20 protein-coding genes are annotated in these 18,763 nt (G+C 64.2%); 7 read left to right on the plus strand and 13 right to left on the minus strand.

The annotated features are described in order from the left end of the window. The first annotated feature begins 99 nt into the window (after positions 1 to 99). The 4 genes from FPL11_RS10115 to cydB are packed head-to-tail and all read left to right on the plus strand — an operon-like array spanning position 100 to position 3,236. Positions 100 to 255, plus strand: coding sequence for a DUF5993 family protein (locus tag FPL11_RS10115; RefSeq protein WP_157809091.1), 156 nt, complete (start codon positions 100 to 102; stop codon positions 253 to 255). A 10-nt stretch (positions 256 to 265) separates the two neighbouring features. Continuing rightward, positions 266 to 817, plus strand: a complete 552-nt coding sequence (locus FPL11_RS09165; RefSeq protein ID WP_186295116.1) for a disulfide bond formation protein B — start codon at positions 266 to 268, stop codon at positions 815 to 817. Positions 818 to 828: 11 nt separating this feature from the next. Next, on the plus strand, positions 829 to 2,211 hold the full coding sequence (locus FPL11_RS09170) for a cytochrome ubiquinol oxidase subunit I (RefSeq protein ID WP_144348339.1): 1,383 nt from the start codon (positions 829 to 831) through the stop codon (positions 2,209 to 2,211). A gap of 17 nt (positions 2,212 to 2,228) precedes the next feature. Next, positions 2,229 to 3,236: a cytochrome d ubiquinol oxidase subunit II gene (gene cydB / locus FPL11_RS09175; protein WP_144348449.1), complete on the plus strand. Its 1,008-nt coding sequence runs from the start codon at positions 2,229 to 2,231 to the stop codon at positions 3,234 to 3,236. A gap of 8 nt (positions 3,237 to 3,244) precedes the next feature. On the opposite strand, the gene FPL11_RS09180 is transcribed toward cydB, so the two are convergent. From FPL11_RS09180 to FPL11_RS09195, 4 genes are read right to left on the minus strand one after another with little or no spacing between them, the layout of a single operon-like run. Continuing rightward, entirely contained in the window at positions 3,245 to 4,258 is a 1,014-nt protein-coding gene (locus tag FPL11_RS09180) for a 2-hydroxyacid dehydrogenase (protein WP_200833592.1), read from the minus strand. Continuing rightward, positions 4,255 to 4,605, minus strand: coding sequence for a YajD family HNH nuclease (locus FPL11_RS09185; RefSeq protein WP_110882699.1), 351 nt, complete (start codon positions 4,603 to 4,605; stop codon positions 4,255 to 4,257). The genes FPL11_RS09180 and FPL11_RS09185 overlap by 4 nt, the downstream gene beginning before the upstream one ends. Positions 4,606 to 4,622: 17 nt before the next feature. Then, the gene (gene queF / locus FPL11_RS09190; protein WP_144348340.1) at positions 4,623 to 5,087 is read right to left on the minus strand and encodes a preQ(1) synthase; all 465 of its coding nucleotides are present in this window, start codon (positions 5,085 to 5,087) and stop codon (positions 4,623 to 4,625) included. A gap of 38 nt (positions 5,088 to 5,125) precedes the next feature. Continuing rightward, entirely contained in the window at positions 5,126 to 5,758 is a 633-nt protein-coding gene (locus FPL11_RS09195) for a LysE family translocator (RefSeq protein ID WP_144348341.1), read from the minus strand. Between the two features lie 29 nt (positions 5,759 to 5,787). Between FPL11_RS09195 and FPL11_RS09200 the strand changes: the two genes are divergently transcribed. Then, positions 5,788 to 6,861, plus strand: a complete 1,074-nt coding sequence (locus FPL11_RS09200) for a YeiH family protein (RefSeq protein ID WP_200833593.1) — start codon at positions 5,788 to 5,790, stop codon at positions 6,859 to 6,861. Here the strand turns inward: FPL11_RS09200 and FPL11_RS09205 are convergent. Next, the gene (locus FPL11_RS09205) at positions 6,843 to 8,129 is read right to left on the minus strand and encodes a glycerate kinase type-2 family protein (RefSeq protein ID WP_144348342.1); all 1,287 of its coding nucleotides are present in this window, start codon (positions 8,127 to 8,129) and stop codon (positions 6,843 to 6,845) included. The two genes, FPL11_RS09200 and FPL11_RS09205, sit on opposite strands and share 19 nt — an antisense overlap. Positions 8,130 to 8,228: 99 nt before the next feature. Between FPL11_RS09205 and FPL11_RS09210 the strand changes: the two genes are divergently transcribed. Next, the gene (locus FPL11_RS09210) at positions 8,229 to 8,438 is read left to right on the plus strand and encodes a hypothetical protein (RefSeq protein WP_198515265.1); all 210 of its coding nucleotides are present in this window, start codon (positions 8,229 to 8,231) and stop codon (positions 8,436 to 8,438) included. Between the two features lie 32 nt (positions 8,439 to 8,470). Here FPL11_RS09210 and FPL11_RS09215 read toward each other — a convergent pair whose 3' ends face one another. From FPL11_RS09215 to FPL11_RS09235, 5 genes are all read right to left on the minus strand, one after another. Continuing rightward, a complete protein-coding gene (locus FPL11_RS09215) occupies positions 8,471 to 9,202 on the minus strand; it encodes an SDR family NAD(P)-dependent oxidoreductase (RefSeq protein ID WP_144348343.1) in 732 nt (243 codons plus the stop codon). A 10-nt stretch (positions 9,203 to 9,212) separates the two neighbouring features. Next, positions 9,213 to 10,352 (minus strand): peptide-methionine (R)-S-oxide reductase MsrB, encoded by a 1,140-nt coding sequence (gene msrB, locus FPL11_RS10290; protein WP_144348344.1) that lies wholly within the window; start codon positions 10,350 to 10,352, stop codon positions 9,213 to 9,215. A gap of 98 nt (positions 10,353 to 10,450) precedes the next feature. Continuing rightward, on the minus strand, positions 10,451 to 12,181 hold the full coding sequence (locus FPL11_RS09225; protein WP_144348345.1) for a SulP family inorganic anion transporter: 1,731 nt from the start codon (positions 12,179 to 12,181) through the stop codon (positions 10,451 to 10,453). Further along, positions 12,166 to 13,323: a mandelate racemase/muconate lactonizing enzyme family protein gene (locus tag FPL11_RS09230; protein ID WP_198515266.1), complete on the minus strand. Its 1,158-nt coding sequence runs from the start codon at positions 13,321 to 13,323 to the stop codon at positions 12,166 to 12,168. Before FPL11_RS09230 ends, FPL11_RS09225 begins: the two co-directional genes overlap by 16 nt. Beyond that, on the minus strand, positions 13,323 to 14,771 hold the full coding sequence (locus FPL11_RS09235) for an aldehyde dehydrogenase family protein (protein WP_144348346.1): 1,449 nt from the start codon (positions 14,769 to 14,771) through the stop codon (positions 13,323 to 13,325). Before FPL11_RS09235 ends, FPL11_RS09230 begins: the two co-directional genes overlap by 1 nt. An 89-nt stretch (positions 14,772 to 14,860) precedes the next feature. Between FPL11_RS09235 and FPL11_RS09240 the strand changes: the two genes are divergently transcribed. Further along, positions 14,861 to 15,886 carry a LacI family DNA-binding transcriptional regulator gene (locus FPL11_RS09240; RefSeq protein WP_144348347.1) on the plus strand — a complete coding sequence of 342 codons (1,026 nt, stop codon included), beginning with the start codon at positions 14,861 to 14,863 and terminating at the stop codon, positions 15,884 to 15,886. A 37-nt stretch (positions 15,887 to 15,923) separates the two neighbouring features. Here FPL11_RS09240 and yihU read toward each other — a convergent pair whose 3' ends face one another. The 3 genes from yihU to FPL11_RS09255 all read right to left on the minus strand — a co-directional run bounded on the left by yihU (position 15,924) and on the right by FPL11_RS09255 (position 18,753). Next, on the minus strand, positions 15,924 to 16,814 hold the full coding sequence (yihU, locus tag FPL11_RS09245; protein WP_144348348.1) for a sulfolactaldehyde 3-reductase: 891 nt from the start codon (positions 16,812 to 16,814) through the stop codon (positions 15,924 to 15,926). Positions 16,815 to 16,882: 68 nt separating this feature from the next. Continuing rightward, positions 16,883 to 17,896 carry an ABC transporter substrate-binding protein gene (locus FPL11_RS09250; protein ID WP_144348349.1) on the minus strand — a complete coding sequence of 338 codons (1,014 nt, stop codon included), beginning with the start codon at positions 17,894 to 17,896 and terminating at the stop codon, positions 16,883 to 16,885. A 32-nt stretch (positions 17,897 to 17,928) separates the two neighbouring features. Continuing rightward, positions 17,929 to 18,753, minus strand: coding sequence for an ABC transporter ATP-binding protein (locus FPL11_RS09255; protein ID WP_144348350.1), 825 nt, complete (start codon positions 18,751 to 18,753; stop codon positions 17,929 to 17,931). Positions 18,754 to 18,763 lie beyond the last annotated feature (10 nt).

Here is an 18,763-nt window from a genome sequence, read left to right on the forward strand (position 1 = left end):
TTTGTCAGTAAATTTCACCGTATTTTTCTGGCTTCGATCGGTGCAAACGGGTATTACTAATCTGCGCCGTATCGACCATAAAAAAGGGGAATCGCATTCATGATGGTCCTGCCTTTTCTACTCGTTGCCATCGCGCTCGCGCTGGTCTTTTTCGACAGGCCCGCGCTGGCACACGCGACCTGGGGGGTCGGCCTGCTCTGGACGCTCTACCTGCTGAACGTCCATGCAACCGACAAGCTCAATCTCAACTTCTAGGGGTCGCGCAATGACAGAGTCACTCTCAAAAAACCTCAATGCCCTGGGATTGATCGCGATCACCATCGTGCTGGGGTTCGCATTCACCGATCAGCTAATCAACGATGATCTGCCCTGTCCGCTGTGCCTGCTGCAGCGCGCCGGGTTCGCCCTCGCGGGATTCGGCCTGGTCCTCAACCTGTTTCACGGGCAGCGGGCGCGGCACTATGGCCTCGTGATCCTGGGCGCACTCGCCGGATTCGCCGTCGCCGTCCGCCAGATCTTTCTGCACATCGCTCCCGGTACCGGCAGCTACGGTGATGCGTTCATCGGCCTGCACTTCTACACCTGGGCGGCGCTGCTGTTCGGCCTGATCGTGCTGGGCTCGGCGGTGATGCTGCTCATCGATGGCGGATTCCGAACCACCAGCGAGCGGCGCAGCACCCACCCGACCGGGCTTGCATTGCTGGCATTCGGCCTGTTCAGCCTTATCGTCGTCGCCAATGCCGCATCGACCTTCGCCGAGTGCGAGCTGGGCCTGTGCGCCGATAATCCAACCCAGTACGAGCTGCTGGAGAACTAGGGCACCCGCGTATGGAACTCGATCCACTGATCCTGTCCCGGATCCAGTTTGCGTTCACGATGACGTTCCACATCATCTTCCCGTCTTTCACGATCGGGTTGGCGGCGTGGCTCGCGACGCTGGAGGGGCTGTCGCTCGCCACGTCGCGGCCGATCTATCGTGAACTGTTCGATTTCTGGCTCAGGATCTTTGTGATCGCCTTCGTCATGGGGGTCGTCTCCGGCATCGTCATGGCGTTCCAGTTCGGCACCAACTGGAGTGCCCTGTCCGCGCGCACCGGTCCCATTCAGGGCCCCCTGCTGGCGTACGAATCGTTTACCGCGTTCCTGCTCGAGGCGACGTTCTTCGGTGTCATGGTCTTCGGCCGTCAGCGTGTCTCGCGTGGCGTGTACTTTTTCTCGTGTCTGATGGTGGCGATCGGCACCACCGTGTCCTCGTTCTGGATACTCGCCAACAACACGTGGATGCAGGTACCGGTCGGCTACGCCATGCAGGGCAACCAGTTCGTGCCCACCGACTGGGGCGCCATATTTTCCAGCGAAGTCCTGTGGGTCCGCTTCCCGCACATGATTCTGGCCGCCTATCTGACCACCGCGTTCTGCGTGGCGGCGACCGGTGCCTGGTACACCCTGCGCCACCGACACGCCGAGGGGGCACGCGTCATGCTGCGGATGGGGCTGGGGTTGGCCGCGGTACTGATCCCCCTGCAGCTGGTGATCGGGCATCTGAACGGTGAATATGTCGAGGCCCATCAGCCGAGCAAGTTCACGGCCATCGAAGGCCGTTGGCAGACTGAACAACCCGCACGGCTGCTGCTCCTTGCCTGGCCGGATGAGGCCGCTGAGCGCAATGCCTTCGAGATCGGTGTGCCGGTCATGGGGAGTTTTTTCGACAGCCTGACCTTTGACTCGCGCGAGCCCGGCATTGTCACGGTGCCCGTCAATGAGCGTCCGCCGTTTCTCGTCCCCTTCTATGGATTCCGGATCATGGTCGGAATGGGGCTGGTGATGCTGTTCGTGTCCTGGTCAGGCGTCTGGCTGACGCGGCGGGCCCGCATGGACAAAGGGCGCGCACCGCCCCGGTGGTTCTTATGGGCGACGGCGATCAGCTTTCCGAGTGGTTTCATCGCGATCGTCGCCGGCTGGTTCACCGCCGAAATCGGGCGCCAGCCCTGGGTGGTGTTCGGCGCGCTGCGCACCGCCGACGCCGTGACGCCGTCGCTGACCACCAGTGCGGCCCTCACCTCCCTGCTTGTCTATGTGGCGCTGTACTCGTTGATCTTCCCGGCCGGGACTTACTACATCTGGCGGGCGCTAAGGGCCGGCCCGGGGGCGGAAAAGATCACGGGCGATCCGGTTGACCGCGGTCTCGTCGTCGAGCCGGCGCGGGTATAAGGGTGCCGTTGGATCTGATGCAGACGCTGGAGGCATTCAATCTCGTCCACTTCTGGGCGCTGGTACTGGCGTTCGCCATCCTCATCTACGGGCTGCTGGATGGCTTTGATCTGGGGGTGGGTATTCTCTTTGGGTTCAATGCCGATCCAGTCCAGCGTGATCAGATGATGCAGACCATTGAGCCGGTCTGGGACGGCAACGAGACCTGGCTCGTGGTGGTGGGAACGGTCCTTTTTGCGGCCTTCCCCGCGGCGTATGCGATCTTCCTCTCGGCGTTCTACCTGCCCGTCGTCATCCTGCTGGGCGCGCTCATACTCAGGGGCGTGTCCATGGAATTCCGTGGCCGCAGCGGGCGTCTGCGGGGACTCTGGAGCGGCTGTTTCAGTGGCGGCTCGCTGGTTGCCACCTTTGTGCAGGGGACGGCGATCGGCGCCCTGGTCGAGGGTATCGACATCAGCAACGGCGAGTACGCCGGCGGCGCCTGGGATTGGCTGTCGCCCTTCGCGCTGCTCGGCGGGTTCGGGCTTGTGGCGGGCTATGCGCTGTTGGGCGCCGGTTGGCTCGTCCTGAAGACCCGCGGCGGGGTGCGCGAATGGAGTTATCGGTGGCTGCCGCGACTCATGGTCCTCACCGTTGCCTGCGTACTGGCAAGCTTCATCTGGACCCTGATGGGATCGATGGACATCAGCCATCGCTGGGCCGACTCACCGGAGTGGGTGATGGTGCCGCTGGTGCTGGTCGTGTTGGGTGCGGGCGGCATCGCCTTGAGTGTGCGTCAGCGCCGCGACCGACTCGCCTACCCCATGGCCGCACTGATCTTCATCGCCGCCTTCTGCGCATTCATTTTCAGTTTCTGGCCGTGGATCCTGCCCGGGGACCTGCGCTTCGATCAGGCGGCTGCGCCGCCGGCCTCCCTGCAGTTCCTTTTCTACGGCGCCGGGCTGGTGGTATTACCCGTGGTGCTGATCTACACCGTCGGCGTGTACTGGATCTTTCGGGGTAAATCGCGACCCATTGACCCATAAAACGCCGCTCACAAGCGTCGGGTCAGTTCGTTGTCGCAGGCCTCGTCGCGGGAGACGGCGGCGACGTTCTGGAGCGTCACCTCGGCGATCTGGGTCATCGCCTCTTGGGTGAAGAACCCCTGATGGCCGGTGATGAGCACATTGGGGAACGTCAGCAGGCGCGAGAGCGTGTCGTCGGCGAGGATCTCGTCAGACAGATCGCGAAAGAAGACGTCACTTTCCTGCTCGTAGACATCCAGGGCCAGGTGGCCGACCTTCTTTGACTTGAGCGCGGCGATGACCGCCTCGGTATCGACCAGCCCGCCGCGGCTGGTATTCACCAGCATCACACCATCGCGCATGCGCGCGATTGATTCGGCGTTGATCATGTAGTGGTTGGACTCGGTCAGCGGACAGTGGAGGCTGATGATGTCGGCCCGGGCATACAGGTCGTCCAGCGCCACATACTGTCCACCCAGCGCCTTGAACGCCGGGTTTTCATAGACATCGTAACCCAACAGCGCCACCCCCAGACCCGACAGCACGCGAGCGGTGGCCACGCCGATGCGGCCCGTGCCAATCAGCCCGACGGTGCGGCCGTTGAGGTTAAAACCCAGCAGCCCCTTGAGGTTGAAGTCGCCCTCGCGCACCCGGGCATAGGCCCGATGCGTGTTCCGGTTGAGCGTGAGGATCAGCGCAAGGGTATGCTCAGCGACCGCCTCCGGGGAGTAGGCCGGCACCGAGACCACCGCGAGCCCCAGGCGCTTGGCCTCGGGCAGATCGACGTGATTGAAACCCGCACAGCGCAGCGCCACCGTGCGCACGCCGGCGTCGGCGAGCGCCCGCAGACAGGCCGCATCCAGCGTGTCATTGACGAAGGCACAGATCACCTCGGCGCCGTCGGCGAGCCTTGCCGTGTCGGCATTCAGCGGTGCGTCGGTAAAGGCCAGATCAAAGCCGTGGGCGGTGTTGGCCGCCTCGAAAAAGGCCTGATCATATTTCTGGGCGCTGTAGAAGTAGATACGCGGCGTTGAATCCATCATTTATCCAACATTGACCTCAGATCGGCGAATGGCGAATGGGTGCCCGGGGGCGAACCCTGATCCGACTCGCCCGGCGCGTGATGCGCCTCGAGGGCACGCTGATGCTCATTGTCGTGGCAGTAGATGCACAACAGCTCCCAGTTGCTGCCGTCATCCGGGTTGTTGTGATGGTCATGATCGCGGTGATGGACCGTGAGCTCGTGGACATTGGCCCGCGTAAACTCGCGCGTGCAGCGGCCGCACACCCACGGGAAGAGCTTGAGAGCCTTTTCCCGATACCCCCGCCTGCGCGCATCGGCCGCCCGGTTGGCATCGCCGACGATGCGATCGAGCTTTTCATGATCCATCGCTCGGAACCTCCCTGCTAACCACGACCGCGGTAGCCTGCGACACCCTGCTCGGGGATCCAGACATCAACCGGCGGTTGCCCGGTCTGATAGAACACATCGATCGGCATACCGCCCCGCGGGTACCAATAACCACCAATCCGCAGCCAGACCGGTTCGAGAAGATCCGCGAGCCGCCGGGCAATGGTGACCGTGCAGTCTTCGTGGAAGGCGCCGTGGTTACGAAAGGCAAAAAGAAACAGCTTGAGGGATTTGCTCTCGATTAACCATTGCCCGGGGACATAGTCGATCACCAGGTGCGCGAAATCCGGTTGCCCCGTCATTGGGCACAACGACGTGAACTCCGGGGCGGTGAACCGCGCCAGGTAGTGCACGTCGGACTGCGGGTTCGGCACCCGCTCGAGTACCGCCTCCTCGGGGTTCGTTGGAATGGGCGACTGACTGCCAAGCTGTGAAAGGCCGGCGGTGGGATCCTCGCTCATGCTGGTCTCTGCTCCGCTGGGTTGTGTGAGGGGAATCGTCATTCATACAGCGAAGGCAGCCCGATGACCAGTCCCACCGCAATCAACAAAAGCCCCGCCACCTGGTTGACCCGCCTCAACGCCGCGGGCGACTGGATCAGGCGTCGCAACCGGTCGATGCCGACCGCGAAGATCATGTTGCCGAGAAACGGAATCACCATCGATGTGACCACGATCACACTGATGTCCAGTGCCGTTACCGTGCCAAGATCGAAAAAACCCGGCAGCAGCCCCAGATAGAACAGCACCGCCTTGGGGTTCCCCAGGATCGCCGCCAGCCCCGCACTGAAGCCTGGCCAGAAACCCGGACGCGTCAGTCGGCCATCGGCCTGAATGGCCCGGTCCGCGTGCCGGATCAGCTGCATGCCCATCGCGGCGAATAAAAGCGCCGCGACCCAGCGCAGTATCACCAGCGTTTCATCATGGGCCGACACAACCCAACTCAGGCCATGGATGGCCGCCAACGGCCAAAGCAGATCCCCCACCACCACGCCAAGGGCCAATGGCAGCGCAGCCGCGAATCCGCCCGAGAGCGTACGCGCCAGTAGCGCCAGCCACACCGGCCCCGGTGTCAGAAACAACACCAGCAGCGCCCCGGCGTAGAGGGTGAGATCCGCGATCCCGATCGTCATGCCGGTCGATGATACACACCGACTCCGCTATGCTGCGCCCCCATGAACGTCACCCGACACCCACTATGACGGGGCTTGCCGAAGCCGCCCGCCATCGCCTCGCAGTGGGTCGCCGTGCCGCGCCCGGTGTCGGGATCAGTCTGGCGGTGGCCATGGTGGCGCTGTTCCTCGCCAGCCACTACGGCGCGCCGGTGATGTTGTTTGCCCTGCTGCTGGGGATGGCGCTGGGGTTTCTGCGCGAGCGCGAGCGTGTGGCGCCTGGCATCCGCCTGAGCACCCGAACGATTCTGCGGGTGGGCGTGGCGCTGCTCGGCGCCCGCCTGACGCTAACCGATCTCACTGCACTGGGTCTGACCCCGGTGCTGATCACGCTGGCGACGGTCGCCGCCACCCTGCTTGTCGGTTTTGGGGTGGCGCGCGCACTGGGAATGGGCGGGCGTTTCGCTGTGCTATCCGCCGGAGCCGTGAGTATCTGTGGGGCCTCGGCGGCCCTCGCGATCGCCTCGACCCTGCCGCGGGATGAGCGACTGCACCTCGACACGGTTCTGGTGGTGGTCAGCGTCAGCACCCTGAGTACCGTCGCGCTGGTGATCTATCCCATCCTCGCGGCGCAACTGGGCATGGACGACGCCCAGGCGGGCGTGTTTCTAGGGGCCACGATCCATGATGTGGCCCAAGTTGTCGGTGCGGGTTTCAGTGTCTCTGAGACCTCGGGCGAGACGGCGACCATCATCAAGCTGCTGAGAGTGGCGCTGCTGCTGCCGCTGGTGCTGGGACTGGCGCTGGTGTTGCGCGAGCGCGGTAACCGTCATCTTCCCGGGCAGCCGCACAAGCGCCCCGCCCCACCGATTCCCGGGTTTCTGCTGGGGTTCCTCGCCCTCGTGGGCATCAATAGTCTGGGTTGGCTGCCAGCGCCCTTGATGGCGGTGCTGGCGACCACTTCCACCGCCTGCCTCATTACCGCCGTGGCGGCGCTCGGCATCCAGAGCCAGATCGGCGAAATGCTCAAGCTTGGCTGGCGCCCGATCACGGTGATCGTGCTGCAGACCCTGTTCATGGGGGCAATGGGCGCGATGCTGGTCGGCTATTGGCTCCCCGCCTGAGCACGAGGCTCAGCAATAAGAATAGCGCGCAGATCATTGACATTGGTGAGGGTGGGACCGGTCATCACCAGATCGCCCAGGGCGGCAAAAAAGCCGTAGGCATCATTGTTGGCGAGCCGATCCCGGGGGTTGACGCCCATCCGACGCGCGCGGGCGAGCGTATCCGGGGTGACCATCGCCCCGGCATTGTCCTCGCTGCCATCAATGCCGTCACTGTCGCCGGCCAGGGCATGGACCGTTTCGGCTCCCTCAAGGGCAATGGCAAGCCCGAGCAGGAACTCGAGATTGCGGCCGCCCCGCCCTTCACCCCGCACGGTCACCGAGGTCTCGCCGCCGGACAGCAGCACACAGGGCGGCGCGGCGGGTTGATGATGACGGGCGACCTGTCGGGCAATGCCGGCCATGACGCGACCCACCTCACGCGCCTCGCCTTCGATGGCATCGCCCAGAATGATGGGCCTGATGCCCTGCGAGCGAGCGTATTCCGCCATGGCCTCCAGTGATGTCTGCGAGCGGGCCACAATGATGTTCTCCACAGCATCGAGCCGCGGATCACCGGGTTTGGGCGTTTCCTGCCCGGATGACTCAAGGTGATGGCGCACGGCCGTGGGTGGATCGATGCCAAATCGATCCAGAATCGCTCGTGCATCGCCGAAAGTGGTCGGATCTGCGACCGTCGGACCCGAGGCAATCGTCGCCGGATCATCGCCGGCGACATCCGAGATCATCAGGGTGGTCACGCGGGCGGGCCAGGCCGCGACGGCGAGTTGCCCGCCTTTGACGGCCGACAGATGCTTCCTGACGCAGTTGATATCGGCGATGTCAGCACCCGACCTGAGGAGCGCTGACGATACTGCCTGCTGATCCGCCATTGTCAGACCGTCGGCCGGCAAGGTGAGCAGCGCAGAGCCGCCGCCGGAGAGCAGACACAGCAGCTGATCCCCCTCCCCCAATTCATGGGCGATGTCGACCATCCGTTGAGCGGCCTCACGGCCGGCTGCATCCGGTAGCGGATGGGATGCCTCGATGCACTCGATGCTCTCGAGCATCGCCCCATGGCCATAACGGGTGACAACCAGTCCTTGCGGCGCCGGCACGTCCGGTGGCCACGCCTTCTCCAGCGCCTGCGCCATTGCCGCGGCGGCCTTCCCCGCACCGATGACCCGGGTCCGCCCGTCTTTACTGATCGGCGGAAAATGCGGCGCAACCACGCGGGCTGGATGCGCGGCAGCCACACCCGCATCAAATAGACGACGGAGCGCATCCATCGGATGGCTGATCTCAGGCCCATTGATCATCCGGGTCTACGCTCTCATGCTTGGCTCGAGTGAATCCTACAAGGTCACCGGTCTCAGGAGTAAACCGCAATGAAGCAATGGATCATCATTTTCATGATGTTATTGGGTAGCTGGAGCGGCAGCGCGCTTGCACAGTCCAGTTACGGGTCGGGCGTCATGCATGGCCCTGGACCGGGAATGATGACGGGAATGATGATCATCCCCATCGTCATCAGTCTTCTGATCATCGTCGTTCTGGTGCTTTTGATCCTCGCGCTTATCAAATACCTGCGTCAGTAATCGGATCGCCGCCGGGGCCGATGCGCATGATGCTACTGCCCCCTGGCACGCAACGCGCCCCGACCGCCATCGACCGGGAACACCTGACCGGTGATCCAGCTGGCGTCGGTGCCCAGCAGGAATGCCGCCATCGCGGCGGAGTCGTCGGCGACGCCGACGCGTTTGAGCGGATGACTGGCCGCGAGCGCCTCGGCCATCTTCTCGTTGGACAGCAGCGAATCGGCGATTTCAGTCTGGCTGATGCTGGGCGCAATGCAGTTCACCCGGACCGAGGGCGCCAGATCGGCCGCCAGCGACCGGGCCAGGGCCTCGACGCCGCCTTTAGCCGCGGCAATCACGGCATGGTTGCCAAAGCCCTGTCCGGCCGCCACCGTCGAGAACATCACGACGCTGCCCCGCGCCTTCTGCAGTGCCGGTGCGGCGGCCTGCACCGCGATTGCCGCTCCCACGGTGTTCAGCCGGTAGCAGTCAAGCAGGTCTTTCTCGGTCAGGTTCTTGAGGGGCTTGAGGACGATATTGCCGACACAGTAAGCCAGTCCGGCAAGCCCTTCATCGGACTGCGCGCTTTGGACCGCCGCCTTGATCGAATCGGTATCCAGCACATCGCAGGCGACCACGTCGGCCCCGAGGGCCTGCGCCAGCGGCAGGATGGTCTGCGGATCACGCGCCGAGAGCACGAGCGGCTGACCCGCGGCGGCCAGGCGGCGGGCGAGTGCTTCGCCGATCCCGCCGCGGGCACCCATTATAAGCGTCGGTGCGGTCATTGATTACGTCCTATTCAACTTCGCTGATCAGTGAGCCATAGCCCGCCGCTTCCATCTCCTCCAGCGGGATGAACTCAAGCGCGGCGGAGTTCATGCAGTAGCGCAGACCCGTTGGTTCCGGGCCGTCGGTAAAGACATGGCCCAGATGCGAATCGGCATGCTGACTGCGGATCTCAGTCCTTGTCATGAACAGGCTGTTGTCCTCGCGTTCAACCACCGCGTCCTCGCGGATGGGTTGCGTAAAGCTCGGCCAGCCGGTGTCAGAGCGGTACTTGTCACGCGACGAGAAAAGCGGCTCGCCCGAGACCACATCCACATAGATGCCGGGGCGCTTCTCGTCGTAATACGGATTGTCATAGGCGGGCTCAGTGCCGTCTTCCTGGGTCACGTAATACTGCTCATCGGTCAGACGCGACTGCAGGAGCGCTTCAGGGGGCTTTTCGAAGGTCGCCGGATCGAACGCTTCCACCGATGGAGAACCTGACTGGCGCTGCGGCTCATACTCGGAGAAATCCACTGACTGATCATCGCCCCAGATCTCTTCGATGAACTGATAACGCCCGGAATTGAATGTATAGAGCCGGTAGCGCACCGGCTTTTCCTTGTAGTAGTCCTGATGACGGGCCTCGGCCTCGTAGAACGCGTCAAACGGGACTACTTCGATTCTGACCGGCTCGTCATAGCGGCCGGAGGCCTCGAGCGCCTCAATTGACGCCTCGGCGGCGCGTTTCTGGGCCTCATCATGGTAAAAGATCGCCGGGCGATACTGCTTGCCACGATCAACGTACTGGCCATTGATGTCGGTCGGGTCCGCCGTCCGCCACAGGCCTTCGAGCAGACCTTCGTAGGTGATTCTGGTGGGGTCGTAGTAAACCTGCACCGCCTCGGTGTGATCCGTACGGCCGCCGGAGACTTCCTCGTAGGTGGGATCCTGCACCTCGCCGCCGCTGTAGCCGGAAACGGCCTCGACCACGCCGGGCACGTTCTTCTCGTAGTACGCCTCAACGCACCAGAAGCACCCGCCCGCGAATGTCGCGACGGCCAGATCCGGATCATCCGGGGCAAAGCCCGAGTCACTGGTCTGGGCACTGGCCACTGCCGCCAGCCCCAGACCGATAGAAGTAGCAATGCTCAGTGAAAAGGCTTTCATGGCTTCCCTTGTCGTCCCGCCGGTGAAGGCAATGGCTGAGTATCCCATACGACATCGCGGAAGCCGATGAATTCACGCCGCGGCCCGCCGGATGGGCGTCAGCGCAGCAGCCGGCAGACGTCGGCGCCCTCGCGCTGGCAGGCATCACACAGCGGCGCAGTCTCAAATACCGCGGCAATGGCATCTCCGGCCCGACTGAACAGGTTCTGCTCGCCAATCCGGCTGCTCAGCACCGGATGGCGTAACAACCGGAGGGCGTCGTCCTTGAACCCGCAAAGCCATAGCCCACCCCCGCGATCGCGCATGCGCTCGGTTTCCTGGGCCAGCATTTCGGCGGCGGCCAGATCGACCCGCTCGATCGCGCTGCCTTCAATGATGACATGAGAATAGCCGCGGTCGCAGGCCGCCCACAGGCCCTCGCGCACGTGGTCCAGCGATCCGAAGAACAGCGGACCATCAACCCGCAGGATCAGCACTTGCGGGCACTCCGCCAGTCCGCGTTTGTGGGCGTTCCGCAGCGGTCGCCCGGGCCGATCGGTCATGGGCACGACGCTGACCAGGCGGGGTCGGGCGCTGTGCTTGAGAAACAGGAGCAGAGACAGGAAAACGCCCACGTAAATGGCAAACTCGAGTCCCAGGAACAATGTGGCGAGCACCGTCACCGCAAGAATCGTGGTCTCCTCGCGGCTCGCCCGGACGATGTCGCGCAGGCGATGCCAGTCGATCAGGTTCCACGCAATCACGAACACCACCGCGGCCATCGCCGGCATGGGCAGATACCCGGTGACATCCGGGAACCAGACAATCACCGCCAGCACGAACCCGGCTGCAAAAATACCGGCAATCGGTGTTCTCGCGCCGGCGTCGTAGTTGGCGCCGGTACGAGTGAACGACCCCGAAGCCGCATAGCACGAGAACAGACTGCCGAGGAGATTGGAGAGGCCCTGGCCGATGAACTCCTGACTCCCGTCGATGCGCTGGTGCGACCGCATACCCACGGCCTTGGCAATCGCCACCGCCTCGATCAGTGCAATCATGGCGACGGCCAACGCGCCGGATGCCAGCTCAGGCATGCGCTCGAAGGCGATGAGATCGAACGACGGGGGTGGCAGCGCCCCGGGGGTCGCACCAACCATCTGCACGCCCGCGGCGGCGCCGCCTGAGAGCGCACCGACCCCCGTACCCACCGCCATGGCGCTGAGCAGGACCGGCCAGCGCGGGCGATAGGCGCGAACCAGCAGCGCCGTGGCAAGCGTGACACCACCGATGATCACGGCCTGCGGCTCGGTCGCCGGCAGCGCGCCACTGATCGCCCGCAGGCGATCGACCAGTCCATAGCCAGCCTCCAGGCGGATGCCCAGAAAGTGATGGACCTGACTGACCGCAATCACCACGGCCGCTCCGGCGGTAAACCCCACCACCACCGTGTGCGGGATGAAGTTGACCAGCGTTCCCACCCGGGCGATCCCCAGCATCAGCTGGATCACACCGACCATGAAGGTCAACGTCAGCACGTATGAGAGAAACGCCGGATGCTCGGGCGGGACGATGCCACTGACCACGCTGAACACCACAATGGAGATCGCCGCAGTCGGCCCTGACACGAGGTGATGCGATGAGCCGAACAGCCCGGCAATGACCGGCGGGATGATCGCGGTATAAAGCCCGTACTGGGCTGGAAGGCCGGCGATGAGGGCATACGCCACCCCCTGGGGCAGGACAATGATCGCACCGGTCAGCCCGGCGCGCAGGTCGGCAAGCATCTGTCGGCGTCCGAGGCCGGGCCAGGCGCCGATGAAGGGCAGCAGTCGGATCAGGCGGTCAGGCATAGCGTCTCCCAGTCACGCAACGCCGCCCCATCGGGCACCACTCCAAGACCGGGGCCCGATGGCAGTTCCATGGCGCCGTTGGCAATACCCGGGAAGGGTGTCGCCAGCTGCTCGCGCAGCGGGTTGGGGTTGCAATCAACCTCAAGCCGGCCGTCTCCGCCCACGGCTGCCAGGGCATGCGCCGATGCGATCAGGCCAATGCCACCGCCCAGATAGTGCGGGCAGTAACGCCGTCCGGCCTCAAGCACCCGCCGGGCGATGGGCAAGCACGCACTGAACCCGCCCCACTTGGCCAGATCCGGTTGGATCACCGATAGCAATCCGGCTTCCGCCGCCGCGTCGAACCCCGCGACCGAGGCCAGATTTTCGCCACCGGCCAGCGGGATGGCGGAGCACGCGGCCAGCGCCCGCCAGTCAGCCACCGGCGTGTCCACCGGCATGGGCTCCTCAAGCCATTCAAGACCGCTGCCCCGCAGATCGGCCACCATCGCCCGGGCTTCCGGAAGTGACCAGGCCTGATTGGCATCGGCCATCAGATGTTCCTGATCGCCGCGCTCGGCGAGCAGCGCCGCGATCGTGCGTCGGTCCTGACCGGCCTCAAACCCGATCTTGACCTTGAAGGCATCAAAGCCCGACGCCCGGGCCCGCTGCAGGGTGGTGACCGCGCCGTGCGGATTGATGCCGCTGGCATAGACCGGTATCCGGGAGGCGACCGGTCCACCGGCGAGGACCTCGCCAAGCGGGCGGCCCTGACGGCGAGCGGCCAGATCCCAGAGCGCGATATCAACACCGGCCAGGACCTGATCAAGCGGCCCGAACTCACGCGTTTGCAGCGCGAGTACACGGGTCGCCTGCACCAGAAACCGCTGTGCGGCGGACGGATCATCGAAGGATCGGCCGACCAGCTGCGGCGCGACCACTTCGGCGGCCAGACGGGCCCGGTGCTCGGCCCCGCAGACCGGGTAGTTGCACCAGATTTCGCCCCAGCCGGAGGCCCCCTCGTGATCGGTCACCCCAACCAGTACACTAGGCCGATCGGTCATGGTCCCGAATGAGGTCCGCACGGGTTCTTCAATGGGCGCCCGCAGGACATGCAGGGCCACCTGCTCGATCCGCCCTGTGGTCAGCGCCTGCATGCCCATCAGATGCCGCCGGGCGACTGCAGGTACGCCGAATGCTCGGTGGTGTAGAAGTTGACCGCCGACGGACCCACCGAGTAAGCGCCCACGCCTGAGTGGCGAATGCCGCCAAACGGCATGTGATCATCAGGGATCGTGCCGTGATTGACGTGCAGCATGCCGTTCTGGCTTTCGTCGAGAAACCGCTGGATCAGCGCCGAATCGTTGGAGAAAAGCGACGAGGTCAGCCCGAAGTCGACATCATTGAGCAAGCGCATGGCCGTATCGAATTCCGTATAACGCATGACGCTGATGACCGGGCCGAAGACTTCTTCGCGGGCGATCTCCATGGACGGTTCCACGTCGCGCAGGACGGTCGCCGGGTAGAAAAAACCATCGGGGGCACTGTCAACCTGGATCGCCCTGCCACCGGCCACTACGTGGGCACCCGCCTCGACGGCGCGCTCGACAAAGCCGCTGACCCGTTGGAACTGATCCTGATTGATGAGCGGGCCCAGCGTCGTCGCCGGATCGATCCCCGCACCGACCACCTGGGCCTTCGCGCGCGCCCTGAGGCCATCGATCACCGCGTCATGCAGGGCGTCGGCGACGATCACACGACTGATGGCAGTGCAGCGCTGCCCGGCGCATTGGCAAGCCGCGCCAAAAACCTGGTCGAGGCAGCGCTCGAGATCGTCAGTGTCATTGATGACGACCGCGTTTTTGCCGCCCAGCTCGAGCGACAGTTCGGCAAGATTCTGCGCGGCTGCGGCATAGATCCTGCGGCCGGTTTCCACGGATCCGGTAAACGTCACGCCATCCACCGCGGCATCGCTGACCAGCGCCGCGCCTACCTCGCCGCCGCCATGGACGATCTGCAGCGCCCCGGCGGGCAGAAATTCCTCCGCCGCCTCGGCGATCAGACAGGCCGGTGCGGGCGTCAGCTCAGAGGGCTTGAGAATAATGGCATTGCCGTGGGCAAGCGCCGGCGCGATCTTGCGCATGGGCGTGAGGATCGGGAAGTTCCAGGGGGTGATGGCGGCGATGACGCCGCGCGGCCGACGCAGCACCATGTTGCGGCAATCGGGCTTCTGCGCGGGCATGACCGCGCTATGGCCGCGGATCGCCTCGCCGGCCATGAACCGCGCCTCGCGCAGCGACTTGCCGGTTTCACCACGGGATTCGGCAATGGGTTTTCCCTGCTCGAGCGTGACCGCACGGGCAATGTCCTCGGTGCGTGCCTCAACGGCATCCAGCAGTGCGACGACACGACGGCTCCGCTCGGCCGGCGGCAACGCCGCCCACTCGGCCTGCCCGCGGCGGGCGGCATCCATGGCGGTGCGCAGCCCGGCGGTAGAAGTCGGAGAATAGCGACCCACGCAGGTCCCGGGCGCACTTGGGTCAACCGTTTCAAACACCTCGCCGGTGCCGGGCTGCCACTCGCCGTTAATGAACGATCCAAAGGTATACATCAGCTGGACTCCTGTTGATTTCCAAGTATAGGGTTGAAAGCGCTAACATCGCGCTGGCAAAAAAAGGGCTGTCAGGGAAGCGCCGCGTCATGGACCAACACTCGCCCGTTCGCATGGAGGATGTCGCCCGGGTGGCCGGCGTATCGGCCATCACCGTCTCGCGGGTCATTCACCATCCCGACAAAGTCGCCGACACCACCCGCGAGCGGGTCCTCGCGGCAATCGAGACCACGGGCTATGTGCCCAATCGGGTCGCCGGCAGCCTGGCATCCAACCAGACCCGTATCATCGGCGCCCTCGTACCCACCGTGACCAACTCGATCTTTGCCGACACCATCGACGGGTTGACCGACGAACTTGGCGCCCAGGGCTACCAGCTGTTGCTGGGCGCAACCGGTTATTCCCTCGGCGAAGAGACCCGGCTGATCAATGCCATCCTGGCTCAGCGCCCCGCCGGCATTGTCGTCACCGGCCTGCAGCACGAACCGGCCGCAGAAACCCTGCTCCGCGCGGCTCGGATCCCGGTGGTCGAGACCTGGAACGTCGACGGTCGGCCGATTGACATGGCTGTCGGGTTTTCCAACTTCAACGCCTGTCACGCGATGGTCGAGCGTCTCGTGGCGCGAGGGGCACGATGCATCGGTTATGTCGGTGCCCCGACGCTCGCCAACGACCGTGCCGCCCAGCGCGTTGCCGGTTACCGGGCGGCGGTGACGGCACTGGGACTGGAAGCCTCGGACTCGCTGATCTACGAAGGTAAGTTCTCGTTTGCCGCCGGGGCGGGTCGGCTTCGCGACCTGCTGGCCAGCCGGCCGGATGTCGATGCGGTGTTCTTCGGCAACGATATCCTCGCCCTGGGCGCGCTTTTCGAGTGTCAGCGTCAGGGCATCCGCGTGCCGGCGGATCTGGCGATCGCGGGCTTTGACGATGTGGAGCTGGCCGCCAGTGTCGCCCCGGCGCTGACCACCGTGCGCATTCACCGCTATGAAATCGGCCGCCAGGCCGCACACAAGATCCTCGAGAGGTTGCAGGGCGATACGACGCCACCCGCCCTGAGCGATCTGGGGTTCGAGATCATCGAGCGCGAGACCACGCCCGATGGAGGCGCTGACTGACCGGCCCCACGCGTCGTTACCGTGATGAGGGAAGCTTCTAGCGCTCATCACCCATCGCCGTTTCGCGCAGCGCTGCATACACCGCCGTCCAGTCCTCGGCTCCGCGCCCGTGCCGGCGCGCCAGTCCGTAGGTCTGATGGGCGACTGCACCGAGCCACGCGGGTGCGTCCAGCTCACCGGCCATGGCCAGTGCCAGGCCCATGTCCTTGTGCGCCAGATCAACCATGAAACCGGGCGTCAGATCGCCCTTGAGGACTTTGGCGGGATAGGTCGTTCCCATGTGCCCCTGACCGGCAACCGTGCCAAGCATTACGCTGCGCGCCTGTTCCGGATCGAGACCCGCACTTTCCGCCATGACCAGAGCTTCGGCGGTCAGCGCATTGAGGGCGATGGACATGTAGTTGTTGACTAGCTTCATCTTCTGGCCGGCCCCTGTCGGACCGCAGTGGACAATGGTGTCGCCAAGAGGCTCGAGGAACGCCCTGGCCCGGTCGACGTCGCCTGCCTCGCCACCGACCATGATCAACAGTTTGCCGTCGATGGCATGCTGCGACGACCTTCCAACCGGAGCGTCAACAACGCAGACACCAGCGGCCCGGAGCCGGTGTGCGAACCGCTCGCAATGACTCGGCAGAATGGTGCTCATGTCGATGTAGAGAGTACCCTCCCGCATCGCGGTCGCCGCACCCTGGTCACCGAAAAGTGCCGACTCCACATGCTCACCCCGGGGCAGCATGGTGATCACACAGTCGGCCTCCGAGGCCGCAGCGGCCGCATTGGCAGCCACTTCGGCGCCGTCCTTTTCAAGACCCGCAACCAGTCGCGAGTCTAGATCGAATACGCGGACCCGATGGCCGGCCCGCAGAAGATTGCGGGCCATGGGCCCACCCATGGTTCCGACACCAATAAAACTGACGCTCGCGCCCATTTTTTTCTCCTTGAAAAACCGCGAAATTGAACCCGCCACCCCTGCCGATGAGAGGTGGCGGGGCGTGCTCAACCCGCGATGTTGATGTAGTGCTGCGGATGGAAGTACTCGCTGGCGCGGCGGGGATTGCTGATGCCTCCCTGCTCGACGAAGAAGTCGGTCACCTGGTCAAGCCATTCAGTGACGGTGCCGTCTTCATACCGCGTGAGCCACTGGTCGCGTGAGAACACCCGCTGGGCCTGATACTGGGCCTGCAACTGGTCGAGGCTGACATTCGGGTAGTAGTTGGCCTGGAGAATACTGAGTGCCTCTTCGGGGTTATTGACCAGCATCTCGTTGGCCGGCAGCCAGCCGCGGATGATCTTGTCGATGACCTCGGGATTCTCCTGATAGAAGTCACCGCGTGCGGCCCAGCCACCCACGATGGCGGCTTCGGGGTAGTACGCCGAGGCGTCCACCAGCATTTTTGCCGACGGCCGCTGCTCGGCCACCTGCACGTTAAAGGGCACCCAGAGCGCCACCGCCGGCACGGCGCCGGAGATGAACGAGGTGACCGCGTCGCTCATGCGCTGATTGACCAGCTCAACGTCCCGGTCGGGATCGAGTCCCGCCTCAACCAGGGCACGATGCAGGAACACATGCGCGGTGGTACCCGTGGTGGTGGAGATCTGCTTGCCCTTGAGGTCAGCGATCTCATTGATGCCCGACTCGGGATCGGCCCACAGCTGGGCGGTCCCCTCCTCGACGTTGTTGATCAGAAATGCCTCGCCCTGACCGCGCGCTGGGAAGTTTGAGATCACTGCACCGGTCGCGAGCACATCAAGGCTCCCACCGACCAGCGCCTGGAACAGTTCGAGCCCCGTGGTGAACTGGATGTACTCCATGTTCAGGCCCTGTTCGGCCCACGTTCCCATGTGGTCGGCGAGCCAGATATGGCCGTCCACCGCCAGGGTATGCAGGTAGCCAACCCGTACCGTCTGCCCGCTCTGGGCAAACAGGCTGGGTACGCCGCCCATGGCATACAGACCGGCACCCGCGCCGATCCCCTTCATGAAGTTTCTGCGACTGCTGGAATAGCTCATTTCTCTCTCCTCTTGCGGTAATGAGGCGTTTTCTACGCCTGTCCTGTTGTTTGTTTCTGCCGCGCCTGACTTTCCTGCGCGGCGTACTCCTGCATCACCAGTTCGCGGACCTCGCTTCGCAGATCAGCAAAGGCGGCGGAGTCGCGCAGCTCGGCCGTGCGTGGAAACCCGAACGGCACCTCGATGATGCGGCGGATGCGCGACGGGCGTGCGCTGATGACAAGGATCCGGGAGGACAGATACAGCGCCTCCTCCACCGAATGGGTGATGAGCATCACGGTCTTGCGGACCTCGCCCATCACATTCAGCAGCAGGTCCTGCATTGCGGTCCGGGTCTGGGCATCGAGCGCGCCGAACGGCTCATCCATCAAAAGGAACTCTGGGTTGACCGCATAGGAACGCGCCAGGGCAAGTCGCTGACGCATCCCCCCGGAAAGTGTCTTCGGATAGGCCCGGCGGAATTCGCTGAGCCCCATGAGCTCAATGAAATGGTCGACGATCTCCCTGCGCCGGGCATCGGTGACGCGATTGGCGCGAAGGCGCAGACCGAAGGCAATGTTGTCCTCGACACTCAGCCATGGAAAAACGCCATAGTCCTGGAACATCATGCCGCGTTCCGAACCGGGCCCCTGAATGGGCTGACCGTCCAGCAGAACCGAGCCGGTGGTTGGCTGCATGAACCCCGCTACCATGTTGAGCATGGTGGTTTTCCCGCAGCCTGATGGTCCGACCAGCGAGACGAACTCGCCATCCCCGACACCAAAGGAGACATCCTCGGCAACCTGGATCGAGCCATTGTCGGTGTCGAATACCTTGCCGACGTTCTCGAAACGGATTCTTTCGTTGTACTGACTCATTCCGGCCCCC

Origin of the sequence: Spiribacter aquaticus (assembly GCF_007625215.1) — a bacterium.
In the GTDB taxonomy this organism is placed as follows: domain Bacteria; phylum Pseudomonadota; class Gammaproteobacteria; order Nitrococcales; family Nitrococcaceae; genus Spiribacter; species Spiribacter roseus.